The sequence below is a fragment of the Deinococcus sp. JMULE3 genome, assembly GCF_013337115.1.
GTDB lineage: Bacteria > Deinococcota > Deinococci > Deinococcales > Deinococcaceae > Deinococcus.
Genome location: NZ_SGWE01000004.1, coordinates 2945035 through 2971232 on the forward strand (window position 1 = coordinate 2945035; position 26198 = coordinate 2971232).

A 26198-nucleotide genomic window follows, 5' to 3' on the forward strand; every position below is an offset into this window, starting at 1 on the left:
GCGTTTATGCGGTGGGGAGGTTCAGGGCGCGCACTTCTACGTGCGCGCCTTTTTGCGCGGTGAAGTGCACGTCGAGGTCATCGAGGAGGGCCATGTACTCGGTGTCGTTGAGGCTGGGGAGGCCGTCGGCGAGGTCGGTGAGTTCTGGCGCGGGGAGGATGGGGGTGCTGATCGGCACGAGGGCCTGGATCTGGGCTTGCAGGTCGTCGCGGCGCCGGACGAATTCGGCGCGGTCGATGAGGCCTTCGAGGTGCAGGTCGATCAGGGCGGCGCGGCGTTCCTCGAGGAGGGTCCGTTGTGCGGCGTGGGGGTCTGCGTGGGGGCGGCTGATCAGGCGGGTGAGCGTTTCGGTGTCGCGCAGGGCGTCTGCGAGGGCGAGGCGCGCGGCGACGTCCACGGTGCTGACGGCGTAGAAGCTGCTGCCTTTGCCGCTGACGGGGCAGGTGGGTGTGCCGCGCCGTTCGGGGCTGCAGCGGTAGTAGAGGATGGTGCCGCCGCTGCCGCTCTTGTGGGCGTTCCCGACGAGGGGTGTGCCGCAGCCGCAGGTGAGGCGGCCGGAGAGCGGGAAGCGGGTGGGGTCGCGCCGGACGTGGTTGCGGGTGGCGGTGCGTTGCGCGGCGTGCCACTGCGCGTCGGTGACGAGGGTGGGGCAGGGGATGGGCAGCCACGCGTGGGGGGTGTCTTCGTGGCTGCGGCGGCGGTACTGGAGCTGCCCGGTGCGGTAGGTGGGTTCCTGCACGATGCCGCGGACTGTGGCGAGGTACCAGCGTTTCCCTTTGGCGCCGGGGATGCCGTCGCGGTTGAGGCTGTCCGCGACAGCGTTGAATGGGATGCCACCGGCGGCGCGTTTGAAGACCTCTCGCACAGTGGGGGCGAAGGCTCCTTCGACGATCCGCCCGTCCGGGCCGCGTTCGTACCCGGCGGGGAGTACGGCGCCGCTTTGCGGGTAGATGCCCTGGCTGGCGGCCTGGATGCGTCCGGCGGCGGTGCGCTCGCGGGTGGTTTCGACTTCTAATTCGGCGAGGGCGGCGAGGATGGTGAGCATGAGGCGCCCGGCTGGTGTTTCGGTGTCGATGTTCTCGGTGAGGCTGACCAGTCGCGCCCCGGCGTCCTTGATGCGGCCCACGATGCCCAGCATCTGCACAGCGCCGCCGCGCCCGAGGCGGCTGAGGCTGTAGACGATGACGGTGTCGCCCGGCTGGATCTCGCCGAGCAGGGCGGTCAGCTGGGGGCGGTCGTCGAGTTTGCCGGACACGCCGCGTTCCTCGTAGAACTGGACCGGCCCGAGGTCCTGGTACGCGGCCCAGGCCAGCGCCTTGTCCCGCTGGAAGGCGAGACTGTACTTCTCCACCTGCGCGGCGGAGGAGACGCGGAGGTACGCGCGGACGGTGGGGGGAGTGCGGGGCGGGTGGGTCATGAGGTCAAGACCTGTTGCGCAGTAGAGGTCGGAGCAGGTAGGTTCAAGGGTGTTGCGGCTTGAGAAGCTGAAATCCAGGGGGCGGTCCTTTGAACGGCTGGTGGGGTTGAGTCCTGCCGAGTTTGACCAGCTGCTGATTGAACTGGAGCCCTTGTGGGAACGGAGTCATCACCGCTCCCTTTCCCGCGCCGGACGGGTCCGGCGCATCGGAGCGGGCAACACCTTCAAGCTCGACCTCAGCCAGCGACTGCTGGTCACGCTGCTCTATCTGCGACAGTACTTCACCATGCATGTTCTGGGCATCCTGTTCGATCTGGACGCGGCGAACATCTGCCGGAACATCCATGCCCTGCTGCCGGTCCTGGAGCAGGCGTTGCCTGCTCCCCTCCGTCCCCGGACGCTCCAGGCCGAGCCGGATGAGGCTCCTGGAGGGGCGAGCAGGAACCCGAGGAAAATACGCTCTCTGGAGGAGTTTCTGGAGATCTTCCCCGAACTGACCGACGTGATCGTGGATGGGACTGAGCAACCTCGCGGGCAGCCGAAAGTGAAGAAGGGGGAGAACCCCGGCAAGAAGGCGGTCGGGCGGCCCAAGGACAAGAAGCGCTTTTACAGCGTCAAGAAAAGGACCCATACCCTGAAAACCCAGGTGGCGGTGACGCCCGAAGGACAGATCGTGCACCTCAGTGCGACCGCCAGCGGTCGCACCCACGACATGAAGGTGCTGCGACGTTCCCGACTGATGAACCGACTGCCCAGGCACGTCCGGGTGTGGGGAGACCGGGGCTATACCGGAATGGAGAAGGTCTATCCGGACTGGGAAACCATCGTGCCCGCCAAACGACCGAAGAACGGCGAGTTGAGCAAGGAGCAACGTGAGCTGAATCGGCTGATCTCCAAGGTGCGGATCAGCGCTGAGAATGCCATCGGCCGCATCAAGAAATTTCGCGTCTGCAAGGAGTTTTTCAGGAATCGGACCTCACAGCACGGCGTGATGTGGGGGTGTGTCGCCGGACTCGTCAATCTCCGTTGGCAACGCCGCCACCACCTCTGCACGCCCTGAGCGTAGGGACAGATCAGTGGGGAGCCGCGAATCGGCTCCCCACTGATCCTTCAACTACTGCGCAACAGGTCTTCAGTACGGTCATCATGCCCTATGGGGTTGCGGGGTGGTCAGAGGTTGAACTGCACGAGGGCCGCGCCGATCAGGGCCAGGGTGCCGAGCGCGGTGAGGGTCCAGCGGGCCCAGGGCACGTGACGCAGAGCGTAGGCCAGAAGCAGGAGCGCGCTCGCAAGGGCGAGAAGTTCCCAGGGCGCTCCGTGGTCTGCATTCACGATCACGACGGGAACGGTGCGGCTGCCGCTCATGGCCTACCCGTTGGGCCAGAGGGAGATCGCCATCAGGATCACGAGGAAGATCACCAGGATGACCTGCCACCAGGGGGGACGGAAGCGGGGTGTGCGGTGGGGTGAGTCCGGCATGCCTGGAGTGTAGGGAACGCGCGTGTCCTGAGCGCGCGTATATGGGGGTGACATGACGAACTGGTGCCAGAACAAACTGGTGGTGACGGGCACGGATGACGTGCTGGGGGCGTGGCGTGCAGCACAACGGGGCGCGGCCCCAGAGTACGACCGGGGCCCGGTGGCCGCGCAGTTGCTGAGTTTCGCCGCGCAGGTGTCCGTCCCGCCCGAGGTGATGGCCCGGGGCTACCACGCGGGTGGTCTGGGGGACCTGCAGCGGGTGGTGAGCCTGCAGTCGGGTGGTGTGGACCCCCTGCCGGACGTACCGCTGGATGGGGCGGCGTGGCGGACGATGCACTGGGGGTCCAGTCGGGACGCGGCGGACGTGGAGGTCGTGGCGGAGCCGGGCGTGTTGACGGTGACGTTTGCGTCGGCCTGGTCGGCGCCGGTGCCGTGGCTGGAGACGGTGGGAGCGCTGTGGCCGGACCTGACGTTCGAGTTGTGGGGCATCGAGCCGGGCAATGAACTGTTCGTGCACGCGCGGGTGGAAGGGGGGCGGGTGATGCTGATGGACGAGCGCACCCCGACGCCCGAGGACCTGCTCGCGTGGGGCTACGACGTGGATGAGATGTGACGGGCCTGACTACCCTTCAAGTCGCAGAAATACTGTATAGGAGCCGACTTTCTGCTGCCTACTGTGCGATTTGAAGGGTAGTCAGGTCGCACTGCGTTCAGGACGCCATTTCTCGTGAAGTGTCAGTGACGTTAACTGACGTCATCGGCGAACGCTCGCAACGTCGCGTGAAGTCAAGGCTGGATCACTACCGGTCACTGCGATCACAACAAAATTAAGTTGCGAGAGTACTCATGAAGGAAGCATGGTTGCTTCGTCCTTCGAGCCATGATTGGAGGGCCTGCGACAACTGCGCGAGTTCAAGCTCCGCAAACTCACTCCTCAAAGCGGGGACCAGGCCATATGACGCCGCCGTCCGTTCTGCTGCCGCACGATGTTCTACGGATCCCTGTCCTTCTGCCGCCTTTAGCAGCCCATAGGTTAACTGTGCAGCCGGCACGATCCTCAACCACGTGCGGGCTGCACCAATCTGACCCTGAAGCGCGTTGCGTTGCCGACGCATCGCCGCATTCAATTCCGCATTGACGTCATAGCCGAAAACGTTCAGAACGGTTTCCGCTATATATAGCGGTGGCAGAATCAAGTTGTGTGCGGTGCAGGCGGACCGAATTTGAATGATGGATTGCGCTGCAGAATGCAGGGCTGGAATCGGGTCTGGCATGACAGCGAGATATGCAGCGGCCACCGGATGCCACCTCTGCACCGCTTTTGCCAGCCCTGCTGGCGAGGCGTGCGTGAGCTGTTCAGCAGTGCCAAAGATCGAGCGGAGGTCCTGCTCGCTGCGCATGACAGTCTCGACCTCATAGAAGCCTGGCTCAAGGGCCAGCTCCAGTCGCGCAGCGGCCAGGAGCGCTCTAGTGAGCAACTGTTCGGAGTGTAGCGGCGGGAGCCCGGATAAACTCTGCCGTGCCAGACCATAGTTCTGGCTGTTGAGGTGGGCTGCACTCAGCACCCACGCGGCAAAGGAGCGGTCATCACTGCCGAAGCCGCGGAGATCAACCTTCATTTTGTCCACAATCTGGTTGGCCAGTTTCAGTCGATCAGCGGTACGGGATCGCAAAGGCTCCAGAGCGTAAAGGTGGGCCAGATGCCTGAGCACCTCGGGCATCCACTGGTAGCGAGCGGAACGCCCTGTGAAGAGGGTCTCCTGCATATCTAGGCTCTGCACACCAAAAATGGACTGGATCAGCAAAATCCACTGCTGATCATCCGGGAGCTGCGTGGCGGCATTCAGGGTTTCCAGGGCCTGGTCCAGGTTGCCAAGGTTGGCCAACAGCATCGCGATGTCAAGAGCATTGGTGGTGACGGACGCCATGGTGTCCCTGGTGTCCAGTTCCTTGCGGAGGGTTAGCGCCTCGTGAAATCCTCCGGTGTTCCCGAGCGCCCAGGCACGGAGACTGTCTGCACGATGCTGGAACTCTTCGTGGCCCATCAAGAAGGCAATGTGCCGCATCTGGGTGATGAATGGCAGGCTCTCGCTGTACCGGCCGCTTGTGTTCTGCAGGTGAACGATCATCCACAGGACCCGGTATTCCACTTCAAGCGCGAACATATCCCGATCGGGCGAACTCTGGAGTTGGTGCAGACCATCCAGGAGCAGCTCCAGTCCATCGCCCTGGTAGGACCGCTGCTTGGCCTGATTCTCCATGGAGAGATAAAGCTGGAGCGAAGTGCTGTACACGCTGACCATCAGCCGCTCCTGCAATGTGGTGCTTTTCAAAAACGCTGTACGCAGGAAGTCATGCGCCTCCGTATAGCGCTCCTGATGCATGGCGAAAATCGTGCCGCGCAGGAAGCTCAAGACTGAACCGTGTGCACGGTACTGGTCCAGGAGAGCCTCGGGCGATCCGCCTTGGAGGAGCCACTGCTTTTCATAAAACGTTGTCGCCTGCAAGTCGCGCAGGACACTGTGGGACGGCATGGAGGCGGTGACCATCTCGGTGCAAGGAGGTGCAGATGGTTCTGGGCCTGACGGCATTGCTCAAATATAGCTGATGCATGTTCACAATTCGGAGACGGAACTCGCCGCGACCCAAGTCTGGACGGGCGCGGCGAGGGTGGTGAAAATGCGCTAAGAGGCTGAGGACAAAACCAGGAGGGCCCAAGCTTCGGCCGCGCTGCGATGCAACCTGGGCACATGCACACTCGTTTTGTCCTCTGGCTCTAAGGCTGAGTCCCAATGGGCTCGATGCAGTTCATGAAAACTTTAGGCGGATTCTGCCCCTCGCCTGGTTGTTCGGCAGGATCAAGGTGAGGACCGACATAGTCAGTGCAATTGTATGGCGAGGTCTTTTCAGCAATCGCCACGGTCTGTCCCAGAGCTGTCAGGAGAACGATAACTTTAAGGAACTTCTTCATCACTTCTAATTTATCAAGCGTCCAGGTGGGATCACGGACATGTACCGGACATTCGGTTCGAGACCGCTGCCCCGGTTTCTGCATGTGATGGTGCTCGACAGGATGAAGGCACATGGTGATGCCGGAGGGAGCGGACATTCGGCGGATGTCTGAGCGAGTGTGACGCTGTCACTTCATCCTCTTCATACCGCCCCCATAGTTCTCAAGGAGAAAATTCAGGAGCGGCGTGGAGACTTCATGAAGAAAACCATTGCCATGACCGTGGTCCTCAGTACCTTTCTCGCCTCGTGTGGCCAGCAGCGGGCTGATCATCCGACCCCTCCGACAGGCAAAACGCGCGTTCTAAGCGTCCAGGCCGCCTCCGTGATGACGCACCAGGATGACGGCACGTTGAGCTTCGGCCAAATTCAACCCGGCACCGTGGAAGCACAGGCCGCAACTCCCGGTACTGTTGAGGACCCCGGGCAACTTCAGGCAGGTGACATCGTCGTTAGCGCTCCCTCACCAAACGCCCCCTACGGCGTTCTCGGGACAGTGTCATCAGTGCAGAGCGACGCCACCGGCACGGTCAAGGTGTCCACCACCCCCACTACACTCGAAGAAGCCCTCACCAACGCTAACGTGGCACCAGGTGAATACAGCCTGCAATCGTCGCCAACCGATGAACCAGCTGTGGTTTTATACGACCCCACCACGATCGACCTCCGCAATGGTGATGCTCAAACAGCCGTGGATCTCAACACCCTCAGTGTCAAGGCCAAGTATGAAAGTGATGACCTGACGCCCCGGAAAAGCGTTGCTGATCCGATCGATCAACTAAGCATGGGTTCGATCCGCCCGCTCGCGACCTACCGCGTATTCGAGAAGCAAATGTGCTTCAACAAGACCATCATTGACGCTGCAGGCGTCCGGGCCACTGCTGACGGATGCGCCAACATCAATGCCGACGCCACACTCAACATCAACTGGTCCTGGGGAAGCATCAAAAGTTTTGAAGCTCGACTCGACGGCGCCCTGACGGCGACCGGAAACCTGAAAGCCAGCGGACGATGGTCTGCGCAGAAAGACATCGTCCTCACCAGTATTCTCCTGCCTACCCGAACCTTCTGGATCGGCTGGGTGCCGGTCGTGGTCACACCCAAATATGACGTGATCCTTCGAGTTGACGGAACCATTGATGCCCAAGTCACCGTGAGCAGCACGGGCACCGTGAACGGTAGCCTGGGCGCGAAATATGTCCGCGGTAACGGTTGGACCTACCAGAATGCCCTTTCCGGTTCTGCACCGTCACCCACGACCTCCTGGGCAGCCAGCGTGATCGCCAACGCTTCGCTGAACAGCACCGCCAGCCTGTACTTCTACGGCGCTGTGGGTTTCGGAGCCACTGGCAAAGCGTACACCAACTTGAACTACAACGCGTCTGCCGCTCCGGGCTCCCGCGGCAGTCTGGTGGCCGGCCTCCAGGCCAGTGTGGAAGTCAACGCGCGGCGCCTGATGCCCAATCTGTATTACAGCCGTGACCTCTTCCAACTGGAGCTGTACCGAAAAACGTTCTGAGACGCGTTCCTGGATTCCGCCGCAGCAGACGTAAGGGCGAGGAAACTCAACAAAAGTAGCTCAGTCCCATTAAGCCTGACCTGAATAGATCGGCGTGAAGCTCAACTATTTGTTTGAGCTTCACGCCGATCATCGGAGACATATATGATCAAACGCACCGTCCCTCTCATCGGCCTTGGTTTACTCCTGGCGGCCTGCAATGGCACTCAGAGTTCTTCTGTCCCCACAAGCCAACGGCCTGAAATCGGAGCCACCGCTCACGCACCTTTCCTCCTTGATCTCAGGCAGAAGGTCCGCACTCAAATGCATGCTCAAGCGACCAATGACTCCTCGGCTTACGCACTTACCCCGGAGGAAGAGGCACAACTGGAAACGGAGCCATACGTCTCGGTCACCCTCACCACGGGCGAAGTCGTCGAATACAAAAATCGTGATGGTTATGCCGTTGCCAACGAAGACGAGTTAATCAGCGTCTCTAGCACGGTAGGTGACTTGATCTCGTCCTATCAGGTGGGAGCATACGAAGGGCGATTTGTGGTTGATCCCGGCGCCCCTTCCACGGATCCAGTTGTACAACCAAACTCCACCTCCGTCTCGACCATGGGCGCTGGCATCACGCCAGCAAGTTGCAGCTTCTACTTTCTTATCTGCTGGCGCGAAAAAGTGAACGAACGACGCTGGCCAAACCGAACGGTACCATACAGTTATGACGCCTCCGTCACGTCAGCTCAGCGTTCGGCGATCAACAATGCTATCTATTCTTGGAATCAAAATGTCAACAATGTCAAGTTCAACTACAATCCTTCGGTAAACAACCGCGTGACATTTAAGACCATGATCTTCAGTGAACCGGGAGTGCGCGGAGCATCATCTGTAGGGCGGAGCAGTCAGTCTTCTGAGCAGTTTGTCCTCTACAATCCGAATATCTTTGGAACATCTATCGAACGTGGAGTCCTTCACCACGAAATGGCCCACGCGGCAGGTATGATTCACGAGCATCAACGTTGCGACCGCGCAAACTACATCACTGTCAATATCACCGGCGACAGCTATCAGACTCAATGCGCCTCATCTTACAAAACGTACACGCCGTACGATTACAGTTCGGTGATGCACTATGGCCCCGCTTTTTCAGAATTTCAACCCAGAACACCGAAACCTTCCAATTCTGTCGGAAGCCCCTCTGATATAGGGCAACGTCGTGGTCTCAGTATGTATGATATTCAGGCGTTAAATTCAATATACAGATGAAGACACTCTCGTTGCTTGTGATCATTTGCATCCCATTGCTGACCGGCTGTCAGGATCAGAAAGACTCTAAAACCGAACCAGTGTCTTTCAAGGCAGCCCTTAACGGGTTGGACAATGCATGGGCAACTGTCTACCGGAATAGCAATGTGGAAGCCGCGCTTAGTGTCGAGCGAAGCTATTCCGTCCTAATCCCACCGGATAACATTGTTCAGGAGGTGGCTGGAGGTGATCTGGTCAGATTCGCTCGGACGTCGGTCGGACGCTCTTTCGTCCTGAGTCACATCATCGCGCCGCAGGTTGATATCAATCAAACGAGTATTTACCGTACATTGAATGGAAAGCTCGTACGACTTGAGGAAAATCAATCGCCTTGTCGGGTAACTTTCAACGGCATCGAACTTCAATTCTGCGAGGATGAACCGTCCGGTGATATCGAAGGCGGCAGTATTTTCAGAGTAAAGAATTTGCTTTTCCGTTAAACGGCGGTGCGAAAATGGCCCCTTCGCTAAGTGCCAGTAATCGACGACCCTTCAAAACGTGGCGTTAGGGTCCTCAGGGTCTGCCAGGACGCGCCGGAATCTTGGCGATGATCAAGCCCGAGTCGAAACATGGACACCGCACGGTGCCCGTGTTTCTTTACTTTGGTCGTCGTTCGGCGTGCCACGACCTCGCCCGTCACGCACGCCCAGATGAAGGCGACCTCAGTACCTGACATTGCGAGACACTGAGGTGCTGGCGGTCGGAAATGGCAATCCGAGGAGCCGCAGGCATTCCCAATACACGTTGCCGCCCTTCCGTGCAGCTTGACTCGGGATCTGCCTCCCGATCCGGGTCAACCAGGCCAGTGCGGGTAGTCCGGCTGTGCGGGTGCATGGTGACGTTCGGGCCATGACTGCCAGTTCGTCGCCTTGCAGTGGTCTGCCCCCCGAAAACTGGACGGGATGAAGTAGAGAGTCAGGCTCGCCCCCCCGCCAGCCGTAGGCTGGGAAGCGAGGCCCCCATGAAAAACCGGCAGTTCAGCGAAGATCAGATCATCAAGCTGCTCCAGGACGCCAAAAAGGGCGAGAAGTCAGTCGAGGACCTGTGCCGTGACTTCGGCTGCAGTCCGGCGTCCTTTTACGCCTGGAAGAAGAAATACGGCGATACGGCGCCCGACGAAGCCAAACGGCTTCGTCGTCTGGAGAAGGAGAACGCCCGCCTCCTGAAAATTGTTGGGCAGCAGCGCCTGGAAATCGATGCCATGAAGGACGTGATCCAGAAAAAGCGGTGACGCCCGCCGAGAGACGGGCGGCAGCGAGGCAACTCGTCGCCGCCCAGGTCAAGCCCGAACGGGCTTGCCTCCTGGTGGGCATTCCCAGATCCACCTGGTACTACCGTCCGAAGCCGCGTCACGATGGGGATCTCCGGCAGCACATTCGCGAACTGGCCCTTGTGCATCCTCGACGCGGGTACCGGTTCATTCACGCGCTGCTCGTCCAGGAGGGACATCGCATCAACCGGAAGAAGGTCCGGCGCATCTGGCGGGAAGAGCACCTGACGGTCAATACCAGATGCCGGAAGAAGATCCGCACGGGAGCGGGTGTTCCCATGCAGGCTGCGTACCCCGACCACGTGTGGACGTATGACTTCCTCTTCGATCAGACCCTGGAGGGGACGACATTGAAGATCCTGACGCTGACTGATGAGTTCACCCGTCAGTCCCTGGCGTTGCGGGTGGCGGAGTCCTTCACGTCCATGGACGTGAAGGACGTCCTGCACGAGGTCATTGCCAAGCGTGGCGCGCCAGGATTCATCCGCAGCGACAACGGCCCGGAGTTCATCGCCCGCGACCTGGGGATCTGGCTGGCGGTTCAGGACGTTGGCACTCGGTTCATTCAGCCAGGGAAACCGTGGCAGAACGGCTTCGCTGAGAGTTTCCACTCTCGGTTGCGGGAGGAATGTCTGAATCTGGAGGTGTTCTACTCGGCGCGGCACGCCGGTGTCGTCCTGGACAGCTATCGCAACTTTTACAACGCCAGAAGACCGCATTCCTCGCTGGGCTACCGAACCCCTGACGATTTTGCTCAGCAGGCCAGGGGGCGGCCTGCCGCCCCCCTTTGCGGACAGGGCACCGCAAATGTGGACGTCAGACCGTCCCCTGGGTAAGCAGAAAGAGCCCATGTTGTACCCTGCTCTTGAGCCGAGTCTCTACTCGAAACTGTCCAAACTTTGGGGCCAGCCCAGCAGGACCTGCGTGGGCGAAGTCCAGTGCAATGCGGTCCGATTGTGTTCCTCAGGGCTGTGGGTGGGGAAGTTGATGCGGTCCACGGTGCTGACCAGCACCGTGTTGGTGGGTGACGTTCAAGAAGATTCCCGGTTCCTTCCGAGCGGCACGGGTCTGGACGGCCAGGCCGAAGCGTTCGTCACCGGCCTACGCGGCCGTGCTGACGCGCAGGTACAGGGCGGCGGTGCGGGTGGGCGTCATGGACGTTCCCGTCAATCTCCGGCTTTGGTCAGTTCGGACGCGCTGTGGTTCGCGTAGGTTTCCCAGGTGGGTTTATACGTTTCGTCCGCCTGGTTCCCCCACACGGTCCACCCTTCGCGCAGGCCCCGGGCGAACAGTTCGAGTCGCGGGCCGGGGCTGCAGGCCTCGATGATCGGGAAGATTTCGTCGGGCTTGCGGCTGTGTTCGCGTTTCTGGGTGGCCACGAAGTTGACCTGTGAGCGGCCGGGGGCCAGGGTCCGGGCGTGTTTGCCGCGCACGCCGAACAGGAGGAGTTCGGTGACGTTGCGGAAGTAGAATCCGACGCCGCGGCCGTCCGGCCCACCGTCTTTCCTGATCTTGTGCCACACGATGTTGCTCTTGTATTCGAAGCCCCAGGCGCGCAGGACCTCGATTCCTTCAGGCAGCAGGGCGTTGGGCACCCAGAGGTAGAGGTGAGCGGGCTCAACGACCTTCTCGGCCACGGGAATGGCTTTGATCTCCTCGAGGGTCAGGGTGGGGTACCGGGTGAGTCGGTGGTGTTCCGGGGCGATCTTGCCGGTTCGGTTGGTGAATTGCCAGGGCGGGTCGGCCAGGACGGTGTGAAAACGTCCCTGTACGTTCTGGCGAAAGTCTTCTGCGGCGTCCATTAGCAATCCTCCGTGTAAATCGTGTCCTTGATCCCGATGGCGAGGACGGGGCATCCTGCGCCGCCGCCACCTTCGATGCGTGGGAGGAGCTTACTCATGTGCGTGGTGCTTTGTCCGTAACTCGTTCCACGCCCGAGGTCGTTGAAGATGCGTTGGAGTCCGTCCGTGCGGGTGACGATGACCCCGACGCTGATGACGCGCAGGTCGAACAGGAGGCGGAAGTTGTTCAGGTCCCGGTCGTAGAAGGGGTCTTTGTTGTTCCACTCGATTTCCAGTGCGACGCGGTTGCGGAAGCAGTCGACCTTGTGGGTGGGGCTGTCTTTCTGGGCGCCGTCGACGAGGATGGCGGTCTGGAATTGTTTTTCCTCCCAGCCGCGTTCCGTGAGGAACCCGTCGAGACTGCCGGACACGCTGCTTTTGTTGCCGCCGCCGCTGGCGATGAAGCTTTTGCACAGGCGGAAGTCGGCCAGCATGTCGAGGATGTCTTGCCATTCATCGGGGAATTCGTGGGCGAGGATGGCGGTGGCGTGGCGCCATTCGTGGATTTCGTACTTGTGGTGCAGGAATGTGGGGAAGCGGTGTGTCACGGGGTACTCCGGTGGTGAGAGGTCGATTGTTGAGGCCACGGCATGGCATGGCTCGGACTATGGCGTTACGCGGCCTTCAACTGTCCCACGGTGAGCAGAAGGATACGGTGCCCGGGCTACTCAAGAGGCATCAACTGCCCCCAGCTTCGGCCGGGCGCTTGACCCACGGGAAGTACGGCAGGCGCTTCTCCGCCACGAACGCAACCCGGACCGGGAAGTCGGGTGTGCTGAGGCCTTCCAGGACGTCGCAAATGCTGTCTTCGAAGGTGCGGGTGCGCCAGTCCGGGTTCACCGTGAACTGGAATGTCACGCCGGGCTCCTGTGGCAGCACGGTTGGCCACTGGTGGAAGCGGCTTTCAACGTAGAGGCGGACCACGGCCTGCCGCACATGGTCCGGTAGATCCTCTCCAGCAGGCCAGCGCAGCGGGTTCTGGTGCCGGCCCCGCCACCACTGGTGGACGACCGTGCCGTGATCGAGCGGCTGCGGCTGCATGCGGTAGGGCGGTTCGATGACTTCGGTGTAGAGGGTGCTCTGCGTTTTGAGCTCGCGGAGGATGTCGTTGACCAAGTGGTAGATGGCGAACACTTCAACCTCGTCGCTGTTCCAGGTGACGCAGAGGATGCTGAGGTCTTCGCCGTGCCGGCTGAACTGTGGTTCGACCTCGTTGCGCTCGAACAGGCGGTGCCAACCGGTAGTGTCGAGGCAATCGTACATTTCGAGGACGTGATGGGTCATGGGCGGCCCTAGTTGCTGAGCCCGCGGTACTTCACGGCATGCCAGGTCACGCCGTCCGGGCTGGTGGCGTACACGCGGCCTCGGTTACGCACGCTGCTGGTCAGGTGCACTGGGGCGTACTCCGCGTTGTCGCTGTGCATGGCGGGGCGGCCCTGATGCAGGTTGTAGCGTTTGACGACCATGCTGCCGTCTTCAAGTTGGAAGGCGAAGAGCCAGCCGCGGTCGGTGCAGAGGTCCTTCTGGTCGACGAGCACCCAGCTGCCTTCGTGCAGGCCGTGTTCGCCTTCGTGGGTCATGCTGTCGCCGGTGACTTTGAAGGCGAGCATCCCGAACCGCCGGAAGGGTGGGGGGATGGGGACGCGCCGGACGGGTTGGAACGGAGCGGGATCGGCGGGATTTCCGGCGGAGATGAAACCCCAGACGGGGGCTTTGCTTGGAGCATAACGTCGGGGCATAAAGTAGGACTGCACGAGAAATTCCTCCTCTCAGTTCAAGTTCGGGTCGTAATCGGTGGCAACAGAAACTACGCGGCCGATGATGGTGGCTTCTGTCGCTGGGATGTCTTCGAAGGTGCGGTTCTCGGCGCGGAAGACCGGGCCGAGGCGGGTGGTGGTGTAGAGCCGGACGTGCGCGCCGTCTTGGTCGGTGAGGACGTACACGCGACCTTCTTCGGGGTTGGTGTCGGCTTGGTCGATGTGGAGGGTGCTGCCGGGCCGGATGCTGGCGGAGCTGACGCCGAGCATCTCTTCGCTGTCCATGCGGAGCAGGAGGGGGCGTTTGAGGCCGGGGGTGACCAATTCGTGATCAATGGCGGGGCCAGGGGTGTCGAGGTTGAGGGCGGCAGTGAGTGGGTAGACGTCCGCGCTGCCTTCACCGACGAGGGTGACGGGCGTGATGCCGAGGTCCACGCCGGTGGCGCGCTGCATCTCAGCAAGAGACCAGTTCAGGGCCTTGGCGAGGGCTACCACTCGGATATAGGCGAGGTCGGTCAGTTCCTGCCTGCCTACTTCCAGCGCAGACATAGTGCTCTGTGAAACGACACCCTGAGTTGCATCGGCAATGCCTTCCTGAGACAGGCCAAGCTGCACTCTCCGCACCTTCAGGGCTGTTGCCCAGGGCGGAACAATGCGCGTAGATGATCTCCCTCGTGTCGTCATGGAATACGTTCCTAGCATTGCCGTACTAGTACGCAGAGGGTAGTTCAGGAGTTCCCTGGTATTCAAAGTTTCTACTAGTGCTGGTATTGACGGGATACTAGTAGAAACGTAGAATACTCGCACGATGTTTAACCTAGACCGCCTGAAATCTGTTCGAGAGGAGAAAAAGCTCACCCAGCAGCAGCTTTCAGATCTGTCTGGGGTTCCCATCGCGACCATCCAGAAGCAGGAGCAGGGCATCCAAAAAGATGCGTCTCTGAGCATCGCTGCACCCTTGGCGGCGGCTCTTGGTATTGCCATTGAGGATCTCTACTCGGCCAGAATTACCAGTAAAAACGTAAAAGGTGAAGAGGTGCATGTATGACTCGTCAGGCCGCCCCCGCTCTGTACCTCGGCAGCGTCACCACCGGCAGTGGCGTGGACATCCACAGCCGCGAAGGGCAGATCAAGCTCGCCCGCGTCCTCCTGAGCGTCACTCCCAAGACCACTGAAACCGCCCGAATTCGACGGGTGCAGGAATGACCCCTAAGAAGCCCGTGATCACCACCCGCCACGACCCGGCAGCAGCGCAGAGGGTGCTGGTCATCCTGCACCACGCCGCTGAGCTGGGCCGCCAGAAACGGGAAGCCGCCAACACCACCGAACCCACTGACACCGCTCCCGAGGGCGTGCAGCAGACCGACAAGAAAGTCGGCTGAAACGAAAAAACCGCACCTAAAGCCCCTAGCAAGGCGGTGCGGCAAGGAGAAACCTTATGACGAACAGTACCACGAACCCCAACCGCCACCTGGACCTGCACCGCACACCCGCCCAGCTGCGCCGCGATGCCCAGCGCGACACCACCCACGACCGCGTCATCGCGGGCCTGATCGCCGACGCCAGAGCGCGCGGCGTGACTGGCCTGCGTTGCGACGCGTGCGGCTGCCAGCACGGCCTGGGCCGCATCGGGATGGACTGCAACGCCAGCACCGACGACGGGGATACCTGTGGGCACTGGAACCTCAGTGAGGTCGTCGCCACCGTCAAGTTCCCCACCCGCTGCGCCGCGCACACCGAAGGGGGTGCCGCGTGACCCGCTGGCGGTTCGGGGTGCATGCCACGCAGGCGCTGTACAGCCGCTGGCTGGGCGGCACCCTGTTCGCCGCTGCGGTGCTGACCGTCGCCCTGGCGGTGCACGCATGACCCTCAAGGTCACACCGAAAGAGCGGCCCGCGCATGCCCTCGCGTTCCTGGCTCGCGCCGGGCTGGGGGAGATCGTGGTGCGCCGCGCCGGGCACCTTGTTGAACGCCGCTACTTCGCACTGCCTACCTGCGCCGAGTGCCGTGCCCATGTGGACCCCGGCACCACCGTCTGCTGGCTGTGCATCGAGGCGCGCCGCTGATGGCCCGCTTCAACGACTCCGCGCCCACACCGGACCAGCAGCGACCCGCCCAGCCAGTCGCCCCGCAGCCGACACCCACTGAACAGGACCGTCACGCCGCCGCAAACGCGGAACAGGTGCGCCTCCTGCGCGCCCACCTCACCGGAGGGAAACCATGCTGATCGGCCTCGCCACCATCGGGATCACCCTGCTCCTCACCTACGCGCTGTTCAACCTCCCGGACCTGGGGGTGGATGCATGACCGCCCTCGAACACGCCCGCCCCACCAGCATGACCCTCGCCCCCGCGCAGCCCGGCCTGACCCGCGAGCAGATCGACCTCGTCAAACGCACCATCGCCAAAGGCGCCACCGACGACGAACTGAGCCTCTTCGTGCAGCAGTGCGACCGCACCGGCCTGGACCCGTTCGCCCGGCAGATCTACGCCATCAAACGCTGGGACAACAAAGAGCGGCGCGAAGTGATGGGCGTGCAGGTCAGCATCGATGGCCTGCGCCTCATCGCCGAGCGCAGCGGCAAGTACGCCGGGCAGATGGGCCCCCTCTGGTGCGGCAAGGACGGCCAGTGGCGCGAAGTGTGGCTGGACGCCACGCCCCCCGCCGCCGCGAAGGTCGGCGTGCTCCGCAGTGATTTCCGTGAGCCGCTGTGGGCGGTGGCCCGCTGGGACTCGTACGTGCAGACCAACCGCGACGGGAAGCCCGGCCCGATGTGGTCGAAGATGCCGGACTTGATGCTCGCCAAGGTGGCCGAAGCCCTCGCGCTGCGCAAGGCGTTCCCGCAGGACATGAGTGGCCTGTACACGACCGAGGAGATGGCCCAGGCCGAGAACGGCCGCGAGGAGCGCCCCGCCCAGCAGGCTCAGTCCACCCGCCCTGTCGATGTGACGCGTGAGGTGCAGCAAACGGCAGGCACCACTGCGCACACACTGCCCGATCCGCAGCAGGAGGAAGTGCTGCAGCGCTGGGTGACCAGCATCGGGGACATGGCGACCCGCGTGCGACGCGTGGCACCCGCAGAGGAGGTGCAGGCCATCCTCGACACGTATGCGTATGCTGGCTAATCCGGCAGTCGCCGCTGGAGTTATCCGGCACCTCATGCTGAGGTTATCCGGCACTCTCCCCCACGGCAGACGAGCTGTGTCCATTATGAAAGGCTGACGGCTGATGGGGTCAAGTGACGCGACCTCTTCCGCAGACTTTCTCCCTTCAATTCAATCCGGTAGGCGTGATGCAGGACGCGATCCAAGATCGCGTCCGCCAGTGTCGGATCACCCAGATTGGCGTGCCAGGCCGACGTCGGAAATTGACTGGTGATGATGGTGGATGACCGCTCATAGCGGTCATCCAGAATCTCCAGGAGAATTCTTCTGCCTTCTGGCGTCGGCACATCCAGCCCCCAGTCGTCCAGAATCAGCACCTGCACCTTGGCCAGGTGAGCGAGCAACTTCAGGTACCGCCCGTCGCCTTTGGCCAGCGTCATGTCCCCAAGCAGTCGTCCTGTTTGTGCGTACAGCGCGGTAAACCCCTGGCGGCAGGCCTGGTGTGCCAGGGCACACCCAATGAACGTCTTGCCGACCCCCGTCGGGCCGGTGATGATGACACCTCTCTTTTCGGCGATCCATTGCCCGCTGTGAAGTGACCTGAACAGTTTGGCGTCGAGCCCACGTGGATGTTTGACATCCACCTCCTCCATGCTGACGTTCTGTTTCAGCCGCGCCGCCGACAGGCGGCGCTGCATGCCTTTGGTATCCCGAATCACGCGCTCGCGTTCCAACAGGAGGGTCAAGCGTTCTTCGAAGCTCAGTTCGCGGATGCTGGCCTGTTCCTGCTGTTCCTGAAGCGCCAGGGCCATGCCATCGAGTTTGAGCGTGCGGAGTTGTTGAATCACAGGGTGCAGGAGCATCAAAACCTCAATTCAACACGCGGTCCGTGTCGGGTTCGTCGAGATCGGCGAAGTACTGCGGGCCACGGAGATTGCTGTGAACCGCCACGGGCAGCACCTCAGAGGCCGCGGGCAGTTCGGCCTCGTCCAGGCGGTGCTTCAGGATGGAACGGACGCTCTGCAGGCTGTGGGCCTGCAAAAACAGGGCACGGCGGCACGCGGCTTCCAGCCGCGCGCCATATTCACGGTGCAACCGGAGAATGCCCAACACCGTGCGTTTTTGCTGTTCAGGATGCTGTTCACCATCGAAAATGGCGCAGACCAGCGCGGCGGTCTGTTCACCAATGGCTTGGGCTTGCTGGATCAAGGCATCCGCGTTCAGAGCAGCGAGCTGCCGATGATGGGTCGGCATATGTTCCGCCAATGTCGTGTGCCGCATCGTCCTGCCGTGCTCCTCTGACACCCGGTGGTGCACGGCGATCCGCTGTCCTGCCCGGTAGATTTCGATGAGCTGCGGAGTCAGGCGAACATCCACCCGCGTCCTGGCGTGCAGGTGGGGCACGCTATAGGCGTGCCCCAGGACGACGACGTGGTAATCCAGCCCCACCACAGCCTGCTTCCACTCCGCAATTTCGAACGGTTGGATGGGTAAAGGGCGGAGTAGGGGGCGATCCAGGGCTTCGAACTCACTGCGCCGACTGCCGGGTCGTTTCTGAAACGGTTGCTGATTCAGTGCCTCGACCAGCGCCCAGATCAGTGCATTCGCTTCCGACACGCTGAACAACACCCGATCACGAAGGGGCGCCAGAATCCGGCGTTCCACGATTTGCACATGCACTTCGACCAGGGCCTTGTCTTTGGGCTTACGAACCCGGGTCGGAATGATCGCGACATCGTAGTGCTGGGCAAACTCCTGATAGGTGCGGTTCAGCTCAGGTTCGTAGCGGCTGGCGTGGTGCACGCCAGCCTTGAGGTTGTCAGGAACGATGATGTCCGGGACACCGCCGAAAAACGCCAGGGCACGGACATGCGAGGCAATCCAGTCCGGAACGCTCTGCGTGCGTGTGACTTCCGCGTAGGTATAGTCACTGGCTCCCAGGGTCGCCACAAACACCTGTCCTGCACTTACTTTTCCGGTTTTTGGATCCGTGATGGGCACGGTCAGTCCGGCGTAGTCGACGAAGAGTTTTTCCCCTGCTCGGTGGGTTTGACGCATGGTCAAACCGCTCGCGGCTTTCCAGTGACGGTAGTGTTCGTTGAACGTCGCGTACTGCCAGCCATCGGGATGCTGGCGCCGATATTCTTCCCACAGGAGTTGGCGTGTAACGCCTTTGCGCCGGAGTTCTCGGTCCAGTGCAGCCCAATCGGGAATGTGCACGGCACGCTGCGCCGCCTGATCCTGTTGCTTGAACAGTTGCTGTTCAAGCTGGTGGTCATCCAGGTCAGGGGGAAGTGGCCAGGTCAGCCCGGCCTGTTTCGCTCGGATGACGTAGTCCTGAACCGTGCTGCGCGCCAGACCGACACTCTGCCCGACCTGGTGGTCGCTCAGTTTGAGGTCCAACTTCAAGCGCAAGACTTCTCTGATTTTTCGCATAGACGCTCGCTTTCTGGTCATCCTTCAGGATGACCAAGGGAGTCTCGTCTACGTGTCGGGTGCCGACATCCAGCAGAGGGTGCCGGATTCGCCCAGCGCAGGGTGCCGATTTCATCCAGCGGGACGTGCCGGATAACTCCAGCGCCGCCCGCCGGATTTCACCAGCGTACGCAACACGTACGCCTGGCGGACCACCACGGACGCCGCCCGCGCCTGCCACACCGAACTGAAGGCGTTGGGCCTGAAGTACGCCCCCCAGCCCACTCAACCCGCGCCCCAGGTTCAGCCTGAACAGCCCACCACCGTCGCCGCTGAAGCCCTGCTCACCGAACCCCAGCGCAAGGCGCTATGCGCCCACGCGGGCCGCGCCGGAGCGAAGACCAGCGAGGACCGCGCCAGCCTCTGGGCATACCTGCTCAACAGCGACCTGGCCATCCGCACCCGGGACCTCACGGAAGCGCAGGCGGACGTCATCCTCGGCACGTTCAGCACCTGGAGCAACGACGAAGCCGCCCAGGCCCTCACGGAGGCACGGCGCGCCGTGTTGCCCTTCTGATGCCCCGCCCCAGAGGAACGTACGCGACGCTGGAGAACTGGGCGCTCGACCTCGCGCCCACCCTGCCCGGCGCGGCGGGCTGGGTGCTCGTCACCCTGTCCCGCCAGAGCAACTACCGCAAGCAGTCCATGACGGTCGGCGACCTGATGAACGCCCTGCCGTACAAGGAGCGCGCCATCCAACAGGCCCTGGCGTTTCTGGTCAGCGAAGGGCACGCGGTGGCGCACGGCGGCGCGCATGTCGTGCGCGGGGCGTGCGCGCCGCTCGCGCTCGACGCGCGTACGAACGTGCGGGCTGAACAAGGGAAGAACACCGTCCCAGCGCAGGAAAGTGCAAAGGCGAATCCGGCGATTGAAGTGCACAAAGGAAGGAATAAGGAAGGAATACAGAAGGAAGAACAACTAACCCCCCTAACCCCCCAGGGGGGAGAGGCGCGGAACGGCACCGCGCCGGGGGTTCAGGACCGTCAACCCGTGGTCGTCCTGGGCAACAGCCTCTCGCCTGACGGCGAGACCGCTGACGCGGCAGACACTGACCTGCCCCTCACGGCTGAAGTTCAGACCACCCGCCCAGCACGTGGTGAAACAAACGCCACGAGCACTGCAAAAATTCCGGCCGCCCGGCGCCGCGCCGCCCCGCTCCCCGACCTGCCCGAGGACCTGGCCGCAGTCCCGGGCCTGCCCGAAGCGTGGGCCGCGTGGCTGCAGTACCGCCGCGAACGCCGCCTCGCCACCGCGCCCAGCACCGTCACCGGGATGTTCAACAAGCTCCGCCAGCTCGCCGCCGAGGGGCACCCACCCACCGAGGTGATCCACACCAGCATCACCAACGGCTGGCAGGGCCTGTTTCCGCTCCGAGCCGCGCACGTCGTGAAATTCACGCCCAGACCCCAGACCACCGACCAGGCCAACAAGCACGCCGCACAGCGCGCTCAGGACATCTACGCCGCGCTGCAGGAGGACACCCGTGCAATTTTCTGACGCTCAGTTCGCCGCTGCCTGGACGATCCTCGAGGACCGCTGGGCGAGGAAGCACAACGCGCAGACCGTCAAGATCTACCGCGACATCCTCACCGCCGAACTCACCGCCGAGCAGTTCACCGCAGCCTGCCGCGCGGCGTTCCGGCTGGACACGTTCTTCCCCAGCCCCCAGCGCCTGATCGATCTCGGGACCGGCTCCCAGGGCTTCAACCTGCAGGCCATCGCCGCGTGGGACACCTGCATGGACCGCATGCGCCGCGGCGAGCAGATCACCGCGCCCGGCAGCCTCGAACGCCGCCTGCTGAACTCCGTCACGCACGGCCAGCCGCTGGGACTGATGGAGACCCGCCAGCTGGACTTCCTGAAGAAGGAATTCGTCGCCCGCTACACCTCTGAACTTGCCCAGCAGGCCGTGGACCGCACGCCCGCCCTTCCCGGTGTGGAGGTGCCCCGTGTCCTTCAGTGAACGCCGCATCGGCCGCCCCGTGACCTTCGCCGCAGCTCTGGGCGCCAGGGAAGGGGAGACGCTCGAACTCAACCGCGCCACGTCCGCCACCTGCCCCAGGTGCGGGCAGGAACCCCGCCTGCACCACCACGTCAGCCCGAAGGGCCGCGACATCACCGTCTGGATTCCCGTCGAACACTACTGCCGCCCCAGCTGAGCACCCAGGAGGAACGAACCATGCAGACCTACGGAATCTTCGCCGTGACCCCGCGCAGCATCGCCATCAAGGACGACAAGGACACCGGCTGGGTGGCCGACACGAAACTCGCGTTCATGCCCGGCGCCCGAGCGGAACGGAAGTTCACCCTGGAGCACATGCCCACCCTCAAGGGCGCGGCACAGGACGGCGGGAAGATCAAGCTGGAAGTCACGCCCCGCCTGGACGGTGAGCACCTGCCCAGCGTGTACGTGAGCGTGCACCTGCGCGGCAACATCACGGTCAGCAATGAAGGCGAGGTGCTGTGCACGACGCGGGTGACCCTGGATGAACTGGAGACCGCAGGCCTGGGGGTGGACACGCTGCTGGGCAGCACCCTGTGCCTGGAGTGCACGGTCAGCAACCAGCCCACGCTGAACGAAGCCATCCAGCAAGAACTGGCCGCGAACCGTCAACTGGAACAGGACCACGCGCAGCTGATGGCTGACATGGGCGCCTCGCCCCTGCTGACCGGCACTGGTGAAGGCGAGGCACTGCCCGAGATCGGAGACCAGGACCCCGTGACCGAAGCACAGGACGCGCCCACCCTCGACGAGCCCCTGTACGTGGATGCCGGTCCCGTGCCGCCCCGCCTCGTCATCGATCCGAAACAGCCAGACGAGGACCTGCCCTTCAACCTGCCCGACACCGACGGCGCAGCTGACTGACCAAGGAACGGGGGGCGGTCCGCGCCGCCCCCAGGTGATTCTGATGACCAAGACTCGAGAGATCGACACCCTAGCTGTGTACTGCCTTCTCAATAGCCGACTTGAGGGCCAGAAGTGTGCCAACCAAGTGCAGGCACATCAAGGGGAACAACCAGCGGTTGTAGGGGACGAGACGGTAGGTAACGCGCACAAGCAGCAGGGCAAACAGGCTGCCAACACTGTAGAAGGCAGTGAACCACCAAGACCCAGCAGGCCCCTGATCGTTGATACGGCCAATCAACCCGAAGACGATGGCCAGCCCCAGCAGGATCCAATACCACCGGCGTTCCTGGGCTGTGAAGTCTCTCAGCACAGAGTCATCCTAGTACGTCAAGTCATCCATCCGGACCGCACCTGCCAGGTAGGCCAGTGAGCGCTCACACCGAAACCCTGAACCAACAGGAACAGGCCACACTGATGCAGCTGGAAGGCACCATCCGGGACGGCTGGCACGGCTTCGTGACCGTCGGCGAGGCCCTGCTGACCATCCGCGATCAGCGCCTGTACCGCGTCGCGCACCGCACGTTCGGCGACTACTGCGAGCAGGTGTGGGGCTGGTCCCGCCAGCGTGCCCAGCAACTCATGGACGCCGCCCGGACCACGCAGGCCCTGTCAACCATTGGTTTACAGCCCGAGAACGAGCGACAGGCCCGGGAGTTGAAGGAAGCGGCGAAGGTCGTTCAGCACTTGGAACCAGAGCAGGTCGTCGCTGTCGCCCAGTACCTGAAGACCGCCACGGGCAGTGAGAAACCCACCACGAGTCAGGTGAGGGCCGCAGCGGAGGTGGCCGCCAGCATCGACGCGCACGCCACGGTGCAGCACCCCGACACGGGCGCCGAGGTGCCCCTGCACACCCTGACCGGGGAGCAGCGGGCCGCCGCGATCGCGGAGAACGTCAGCACCGGCACCCACGAACGCCTGCAGCGCCAGAAGCAGCACATCGAGGAGAGCAAGCTGCAGAGCAAGAGCAACGGGCGCGGCGGGTGGACGGACTGGGTCATGGACTACGTCGCCCAGCACCTCACGCCCACGCAGGAATTGCGCATCGTCGGGAAGCAGGACGCCAGCAGGAACCCGAAGGTTCAGGCGCTGATCGTCGACACCGACACGCACGCGACCATCGCCTTCGGTGAACCCGCCGACTGGCTCAAGAAAGCCGTGCTGAACCTCGTCGAGGAGGTCAAAGCGTGACCCCCTGCCCGATAGGGAGTGAGCAGAACCCGGCGTTACGTGACGGGACCACGCACCGCGTCCCAGCCAAGCAGGACGCCACCCGTCACGATGAACATCACCGCGAACCGCTGCCAGGGCTTCACGCGCAGGCGATCCAGACCAAAGCTGACCGCGACGAGAATCACGAGCAGCAGCAGACTTCTCAACCAGAAATCGGACACACCGCAGTATCTCAGGCGCCAGCGATTGGAGGTGACTCGTGATCACCCGCGCGACGGACCTGCAGAACCTGCTCGCCCTGGTCCGCCAGGACCCGGGACGGCCCGCGAATCACTACGCGGCGCGCCTGAACCTCCCGCACAACGACGTTCGGAAGCTGCTTGTGGAACTGGAGCAGCAGGGCGAGCTGGACAGCAAGCGCGTGCGCGTCTACCGCGCGGCGTTACAGCGGCCGGGGGAACGTGAACAGTGCCAGGGCCACCCACACGATGACCAGCCCCACGTGCACCCAGCGGTGTGGCGACACCACAGCGGCGATGGTAAAGCTGGCCGCCAGGGTCACCAGGTCAACAGCGAAGTTCACCCAACGCCACGCATCGCCAGAAGGAACGACGTAGCCGCTCACAAGTGCGGAGATCAGGACCACGGTCGCCAGCAGCCCCAACCACTTGCCCTGCCGGTCGGAAAGACTCATCCCCCCCGTCATATCACCGATGATCAGGGCGCGCACGCAGAAACGCCCGAGGGGACCCAGTGACGCGTGTCCATGGTGGTCGTGACGTGCATGTCCGTCGCGCGGCGGTCGGTGGATCGGGTGACGGGCCGGTGACCGCGTGAACCCCTTCCCGACCCGGCAGGCCGCCGAGGCGTACCTCGCCCGCATCCCCGACCTGGCTGTGCGGGGCGCCACCCGCGCCCGGCTGGGCCTGGAAGCAGAGCCCGCCATACCACCTGCCCCGGTGACGGTCCTGCCCCCCCGACCTATCGCTTGTCAGCCGAGAGCTCCAGAGCCTTCCCCGAACACGGCCCTGACCTTCACGCTGCCCTTCCCACCCAGCCTGAACAGCATCTGGCGCGCCACCCTCGTCCCCTGCACACCCAGGAAGCCCGGTGCGCCACCCTGGGCCGCCCGCATCCTCCTCAGCCAGGACGGCCGCCAGTACCGCCGCGCTGTGCGCGACATCATCCGCGCCCTGAACAGCCCCAGCACCCCGCCAGGCGCCCGCCTCTCCCTGCACCTGCACGTCTGCCCACCCGACCGCCGCGCCCGGGACCTCAGCAACCTGCCCAAAGCCCTCGAGGACGCCCTGACCCACGCGGGCGTCTGGGCCGACGACAGCCTCATCGACGAACTGCGCGTCACGCGCGGCCCGGTCACCACCGGCGGGCAGGTGCACGTCACCATCACGCCCCTCACCGCCACCCTCTTCGAGGTGCAGTCATGAGCCGACGCCAGGAAGAACGCGAGTACACCCGCGCGCTGGAAGCCGCCACCGACCCCATCCTGCGCCGCCTGATCCGCGCCCGGTACCAGCGGCGGCAGCGCGGGTACCTGCGCATCAAAGACCGGGATGCCCACTACCTCTACGACCTGGGCCTGAATCCTGCCCTGCCACACCCCGCTGATAAGCCCCGCGACCTGCCGCCCGTGATCCGCACGAAAACACCCCCAGGAGCCTGGGGGTGGGAAGGGGAGGAATTAGGTTGCACGGTCCGCCAGAGGCTCGGGGATGGTCCGCGCCGAGAGTCATTGGAGCAAGTGCAACGTGGGCAGTGTGCCGTTCACCCATGAGGCACTTTGTACCGCTTTTAGCAATGTGGGACGCAGCTCAACGCAACTCAAAGCCCAATGTGAGGACGCTCCCATGATCACCCAGTCTCACCCAGCCACCCAGGAGTCCGCACCGATGACCATGACCCGCCCCCACCACGAGGTGCCGATGCCCCGCAAAACCACCACCCGAACCGCACCCCGCCCACCCAGCCTCACCGCCGCGGAACGCACCGTCCGCGCCACCTGGCTCAAACCCACGCAGGACGGCCTCCAGACTGCCCGGCGCAAACTGGTCCGTGCGATGTGGCGCGCCCGCCGCGCCGGTCTCCGCACCCGCTACACCCAGCTGCGCACCCTGTACCGCCAGGTTCTTGCTGCGCAGGCTGCTCGGGATTGGGAGAGCGACGTGCACGAACTCGCTCGCCGCGCCCGGAACGTGCAGGACCCCACCCAGTACCACCGGGAGCAGATCCAGCAACTGCCCGGCCAGAGTGCACTGCTGACCCTGAGCAGCCCCGGCGAGCGGTATCAGCAACCCCGGCCCGCCCCACGCCCCCTGGGCCGCACCCGCACCCGCATCGTCCACGACGACTTCAGTGGGAAGACCCGCCGGGAACGCGAGCGCGCCGCGCGAGACCACGCTGAGCAGTACTACCAGGCTCTGCGCGCGTGGGACGTGCATCAGATTGGTGGGGGAGAGCTGCCCCGCGAGAAGGGCAAAGGCAGCGGCGGGGGCCGGATGCGCCCCGTCGTGGGCAACTGGGCCAGCGCGCCCTACGACCTGGGCACCCGCGAAGTCGACATGCCCTGGCGCAACGTTCCCGAAGGGGTCCTCGCACAGCTGGTCAACACTGACCCCACCCTCAGCGCCATCCGGGACGGCACCACCGTCTCCACCCTCGTCAACCCCGCCGGCGGCTGGTTCCGCGATAAGCCCCAGGCCGTTCGCTACGCGCAGGCCGTGCTGACCCTCGCGTTCCACCTCGGAGACCCGCATGCCCAGGAACACCTGCGGAACCTGCCTATTGCAGAAATTTCACGCTGACCGCATACTTTTACTATGCTGCACAACAAGTCGAAAAACATCCGCCCCCTTGAGGGCGGTTTCTTATTCATGCGGTGTAGCTGAACTACCCGTCAGGGGTGGAAGAAGTGAGGCAACGAACCGAATGCGCATTGAGTAGA

At 63.1% G+C, this 26198-nt stretch carries 35 protein-coding genes and 1 pseudogene; 22 read left to right on the forward strand and 14 right to left on the reverse strand.

Annotated features, from left to right (window positions below; translation table 11 throughout):
- Nucleotides 1–4: 4 nt before the first annotated feature.
- Nucleotides 5–1417, reverse strand: a complete 1413-nt coding sequence (locus EXW95_RS17160) for a recombinase family protein (RefSeq protein WP_174368478.1) — start codon at nucleotides 1415–1417, stop codon at nucleotides 5–7.
- A 52-nt stretch (nucleotides 1418–1469) separates the two neighbouring features.
- Between EXW95_RS17160 and EXW95_RS17165 the strand changes: the two genes are divergently transcribed.
- Entirely contained in the window at nucleotides 1470–2477 is a 1008-nt protein-coding gene (locus EXW95_RS17165) for a transposase family protein (RefSeq protein ID WP_174368799.1), read from the forward strand.
- 110 nt (nucleotides 2478–2587) lie between these two features.
- Here EXW95_RS17165 and EXW95_RS17170 read toward each other — a convergent pair whose 3' ends face one another.
- The gene (locus EXW95_RS17170) at nucleotides 2588–2782 is read right to left on the reverse strand and encodes a hypothetical protein (protein ID WP_174368479.1); all 195 of its coding nucleotides are present in this window, start codon (nucleotides 2780–2782) and stop codon (nucleotides 2588–2590) included.
- Nucleotides 2783–2948: 166 nt separating this feature from the next.
- On the opposite strand from EXW95_RS17170, the gene EXW95_RS17175 reads away from it, so the two are divergent.
- A complete protein-coding gene (locus EXW95_RS17175; RefSeq protein ID WP_174368480.1) occupies nucleotides 2949–3509 on the forward strand; it encodes a hypothetical protein in 561 nt (186 codons plus the stop codon).
- A gap of 214 nt (nucleotides 3510–3723) precedes the next feature.
- Here EXW95_RS17175 and EXW95_RS17180 read toward each other — a convergent pair whose 3' ends face one another.
- Nucleotides 3724–5445 (reverse strand): hypothetical protein, encoded by a 1722-nt coding sequence (locus tag EXW95_RS17180; protein WP_174368481.1) that lies wholly within the window; start codon nucleotides 5443–5445, stop codon nucleotides 3724–3726.
- 659 nt (nucleotides 5446–6104) lie between these two features.
- Here EXW95_RS17180 and EXW95_RS17185 point away from each other — a divergent pair.
- The 3 genes from EXW95_RS17185 (at nucleotide 6105) to EXW95_RS17195 (ending at nucleotide 9154) form a co-directional block, all read left to right on the forward strand.
- On the forward strand, nucleotides 6105–7424 hold the full coding sequence (locus tag EXW95_RS17185) for a hypothetical protein (protein ID WP_174368482.1): 1320 nt from the start codon (nucleotides 6105–6107) through the stop codon (nucleotides 7422–7424).
- 144 nt (nucleotides 7425–7568) lie between these two features.
- Complete coding sequence (locus EXW95_RS17190) at nucleotides 7569–8675, forward strand: M12 family metallopeptidase (RefSeq protein ID WP_174368483.1); 1107 nt, start codon at nucleotides 7569–7571, stop codon at nucleotides 8673–8675.
- Nucleotides 8672–9154 (forward strand): hypothetical protein, encoded by a 483-nt coding sequence (locus EXW95_RS17195; protein ID WP_174368484.1) that lies wholly within the window; start codon nucleotides 8672–8674, stop codon nucleotides 9152–9154. The genes EXW95_RS17190 and EXW95_RS17195 overlap by 4 nt, the downstream gene beginning before the upstream one ends.
- Nucleotides 9155–9180: 26 nt before the next feature.
- Here the strand turns inward: EXW95_RS17195 and EXW95_RS20785 are convergent.
- Nucleotides 9181–9375: pseudogene (locus EXW95_RS20785) on the reverse strand (IS4 family transposase); the annotation flags it as partial.
- Between the two features lie 300 nt (nucleotides 9376–9675).
- Between EXW95_RS20785 and EXW95_RS17200 the strand changes: the two are divergent.
- Both EXW95_RS17200 and EXW95_RS17205 read left to right on the forward strand, forming a co-directional pair.
- Nucleotides 9676–9945 carry a transposase gene (locus EXW95_RS17200; protein ID WP_174366294.1) on the forward strand — a complete coding sequence of 90 codons (270 nt, stop codon included), beginning with the start codon at nucleotides 9676–9678 and terminating at the stop codon, nucleotides 9943–9945.
- Nucleotides 9942–10820 carry an IS3 family transposase gene (locus tag EXW95_RS17205; RefSeq protein ID WP_174366293.1) on the forward strand — a complete coding sequence of 293 codons (879 nt, stop codon included), beginning with the start codon at nucleotides 9942–9944 and terminating at the stop codon, nucleotides 10818–10820. The genes EXW95_RS17200 and EXW95_RS17205 overlap by 4 nt, the downstream gene beginning before the upstream one ends.
- A gap of 330 nt (nucleotides 10821–11150) precedes the next feature.
- Here the strand turns inward: EXW95_RS17205 and EXW95_RS17210 are convergent, their stop codons facing one another.
- From EXW95_RS17210 to EXW95_RS17230, 5 genes are all read right to left on the reverse strand, one after another.
- Nucleotides 11151–11786: an MT-A70 family methyltransferase gene (locus EXW95_RS17210; RefSeq protein ID WP_174368485.1), complete on the reverse strand. Its 636-nt coding sequence runs from the start codon at nucleotides 11784–11786 to the stop codon at nucleotides 11151–11153.
- Complete coding sequence (locus EXW95_RS17215) at nucleotides 11786–12373, reverse strand: BglII/BstYI family type II restriction endonuclease (RefSeq protein ID WP_174368486.1); 588 nt, start codon at nucleotides 12371–12373, stop codon at nucleotides 11786–11788. The genes EXW95_RS17210 and EXW95_RS17215 overlap by 1 nt, the downstream gene beginning before the upstream one ends.
- 130 nt (nucleotides 12374–12503) lie before the next feature.
- Nucleotides 12504–13109: a hypothetical protein gene (locus EXW95_RS17220; RefSeq protein ID WP_174368487.1), complete on the reverse strand. Its 606-nt coding sequence runs from the start codon at nucleotides 13107–13109 to the stop codon at nucleotides 12504–12506.
- 8 nt (nucleotides 13110–13117) lie between these two features.
- The gene (locus tag EXW95_RS17225) at nucleotides 13118–13564 is read right to left on the reverse strand and encodes a helix-turn-helix transcriptional regulator (protein WP_371810141.1); all 447 of its coding nucleotides are present in this window, start codon (nucleotides 13562–13564) and stop codon (nucleotides 13118–13120) included.
- Nucleotides 13565–13594: 30 nt separating this feature from the next.
- Nucleotides 13595–14131 carry a S24 family peptidase gene (locus EXW95_RS17230; RefSeq protein WP_174368489.1) on the reverse strand — a complete coding sequence of 179 codons (537 nt, stop codon included), beginning with the start codon at nucleotides 14129–14131 and terminating at the stop codon, nucleotides 13595–13597.
- Between the two features lie 259 nt (nucleotides 14132–14390).
- Here EXW95_RS17230 and EXW95_RS17235 point away from each other — a divergent pair, with 259 nt between their 5' ends.
- From EXW95_RS17235 to bet, 6 genes are all read left to right on the forward strand, one after another.
- Nucleotides 14391–14630, forward strand: a complete 240-nt coding sequence (locus EXW95_RS17235; protein ID WP_174368490.1) for a helix-turn-helix domain-containing protein — start codon at nucleotides 14391–14393, stop codon at nucleotides 14628–14630.
- Nucleotides 14627–14788 (forward strand): hypothetical protein, encoded by a 162-nt coding sequence (locus EXW95_RS17240; protein ID WP_174368491.1) that lies wholly within the window; start codon nucleotides 14627–14629, stop codon nucleotides 14786–14788. Before EXW95_RS17235 ends, EXW95_RS17240 begins: the two co-directional genes overlap by 4 nt.
- The gene (locus EXW95_RS17245) at nucleotides 14785–14964 is read left to right on the forward strand and encodes a hypothetical protein (protein WP_174368492.1); all 180 of its coding nucleotides are present in this window, start codon (nucleotides 14785–14787) and stop codon (nucleotides 14962–14964) included. Before EXW95_RS17240 ends, EXW95_RS17245 begins: the two co-directional genes overlap by 4 nt.
- Before the next feature lie 56 nt (nucleotides 14965–15020).
- On the forward strand, nucleotides 15021–15338 hold the full coding sequence (locus EXW95_RS17250) for a hypothetical protein (protein WP_174368493.1): 318 nt from the start codon (nucleotides 15021–15023) through the stop codon (nucleotides 15336–15338).
- 106 nt (nucleotides 15339–15444) lie between these two features.
- Nucleotides 15445–15648 carry a hypothetical protein gene (locus EXW95_RS17255; protein ID WP_174368494.1) on the forward strand — a complete coding sequence of 68 codons (204 nt, stop codon included), beginning with the start codon at nucleotides 15445–15447 and terminating at the stop codon, nucleotides 15646–15648.
- 237 nt (nucleotides 15649–15885) lie between these two features.
- Nucleotides 15886–16707: a phage recombination protein Bet gene (gene bet / locus EXW95_RS17260; RefSeq protein ID WP_217449212.1), complete on the forward strand. Its 822-nt coding sequence runs from the start codon at nucleotides 15886–15888 to the stop codon at nucleotides 16705–16707.
- Between the two features lie 83 nt (nucleotides 16708–16790).
- Here bet and istB read toward each other — a convergent pair whose 3' ends face one another.
- The gene (gene istB, locus EXW95_RS17265; RefSeq protein WP_058979396.1) at nucleotides 16791–17549 is read right to left on the reverse strand and encodes an IS21-like element helper ATPase IstB; all 759 of its coding nucleotides are present in this window, start codon (nucleotides 17547–17549) and stop codon (nucleotides 16791–16793) included.
- 7 nt (nucleotides 17550–17556) lie between these two features.
- Nucleotides 17557–19122: an IS21 family transposase gene (istA, locus tag EXW95_RS17270; protein WP_119673501.1), complete on the reverse strand. Its 1566-nt coding sequence runs from the start codon at nucleotides 19120–19122 to the stop codon at nucleotides 17557–17559.
- A 235-nt stretch (nucleotides 19123–19357) separates the two neighbouring features.
- Here istA and EXW95_RS17275 point away from each other — a divergent pair, with 235 nt between their 5' ends.
- Genes EXW95_RS17275 through EXW95_RS17295 form a run of 5 tightly spaced genes read left to right on the forward strand, consistent with a single transcriptional unit; the run spans nucleotide 19358 to nucleotide 22027 of the window.
- Nucleotides 19358–19678, forward strand: coding sequence for a hypothetical protein (locus EXW95_RS17275; protein WP_174368495.1), 321 nt, complete (start codon nucleotides 19358–19360; stop codon nucleotides 19676–19678).
- Nucleotides 19678–20658 carry a hypothetical protein gene (locus EXW95_RS17280; RefSeq protein WP_174368496.1) on the forward strand — a complete coding sequence of 327 codons (981 nt, stop codon included), beginning with the start codon at nucleotides 19678–19680 and terminating at the stop codon, nucleotides 20656–20658. Before EXW95_RS17275 ends, EXW95_RS17280 begins: the two co-directional genes overlap by 1 nt.
- Entirely contained in the window at nucleotides 20645–21124 is a 480-nt protein-coding gene (locus EXW95_RS17285; protein WP_174368497.1) for a hypothetical protein, read from the forward strand. The genes EXW95_RS17280 and EXW95_RS17285 overlap by 14 nt, the downstream gene beginning before the upstream one ends.
- On the forward strand, nucleotides 21111–21320 hold the full coding sequence (locus tag EXW95_RS17290; RefSeq protein ID WP_174368498.1) for a hypothetical protein: 210 nt from the start codon (nucleotides 21111–21113) through the stop codon (nucleotides 21318–21320). The genes EXW95_RS17285 and EXW95_RS17290 overlap by 14 nt, the downstream gene beginning before the upstream one ends.
- 20 nt (nucleotides 21321–21340) lie before the next feature.
- The gene (locus tag EXW95_RS17295; RefSeq protein ID WP_174368499.1) at nucleotides 21341–22027 is read left to right on the forward strand and encodes a hypothetical protein; all 687 of its coding nucleotides are present in this window, start codon (nucleotides 21341–21343) and stop codon (nucleotides 22025–22027) included.
- A gap of 70 nt (nucleotides 22028–22097) precedes the next feature.
- Here the strand turns inward: EXW95_RS17295 and EXW95_RS17300 are convergent, their stop codons facing one another.
- Entirely contained in the window at nucleotides 22098–22379 is a 282-nt protein-coding gene (locus EXW95_RS17300) for a hypothetical protein (protein WP_174368500.1), read from the reverse strand.
- Nucleotides 22380–22435: 56 nt separating this feature from the next.
- On the opposite strand from EXW95_RS17300, the gene EXW95_RS17305 reads away from it, so the two are divergent.
- Nucleotides 22436–23257, forward strand: coding sequence for a hypothetical protein (locus EXW95_RS17305; RefSeq protein ID WP_174368501.1), 822 nt, complete (start codon nucleotides 22436–22438; stop codon nucleotides 23255–23257).
- Nucleotides 23258–23292: 35 nt separating this feature from the next.
- Here the strand turns inward: EXW95_RS17305 and EXW95_RS17310 are convergent, their stop codons facing one another.
- Both EXW95_RS17310 and EXW95_RS17315 read right to left on the reverse strand, forming a co-directional pair.
- On the reverse strand, nucleotides 23293–23445 hold the full coding sequence (locus tag EXW95_RS17310; protein ID WP_174368502.1) for a hypothetical protein: 153 nt from the start codon (nucleotides 23443–23445) through the stop codon (nucleotides 23293–23295).
- A gap of 236 nt (nucleotides 23446–23681) precedes the next feature.
- Complete coding sequence (locus tag EXW95_RS17315; protein ID WP_174368503.1) at nucleotides 23682–23969, reverse strand: hypothetical protein; 288 nt, start codon at nucleotides 23967–23969, stop codon at nucleotides 23682–23684.
- A 103-nt stretch (nucleotides 23970–24072) separates the two neighbouring features.
- Here EXW95_RS17315 and EXW95_RS21410 point away from each other — a divergent pair, with 103 nt between their 5' ends.
- From EXW95_RS21410 to EXW95_RS17330, 3 genes are all read left to right on the forward strand, one after another.
- Nucleotides 24073–24684: a RusA family crossover junction endodeoxyribonuclease gene (locus EXW95_RS21410; RefSeq protein WP_371810142.1), complete on the forward strand. Its 612-nt coding sequence runs from the start codon at nucleotides 24073–24075 to the stop codon at nucleotides 24682–24684.
- A complete protein-coding gene (locus EXW95_RS17325) occupies nucleotides 24681–25031 on the forward strand; it encodes a hypothetical protein (protein ID WP_174368504.1) in 351 nt (116 codons plus the stop codon). Before EXW95_RS21410 ends, EXW95_RS17325 begins: the two co-directional genes overlap by 4 nt.
- 121 nt (nucleotides 25032–25152) lie before the next feature.
- Nucleotides 25153–26058, forward strand: a complete 906-nt coding sequence (locus tag EXW95_RS17330) for a hypothetical protein (protein WP_174368505.1) — start codon at nucleotides 25153–25155, stop codon at nucleotides 26056–26058.
- The last annotated feature ends 140 nt before the right edge of the window (nucleotides 26059–26198 follow it).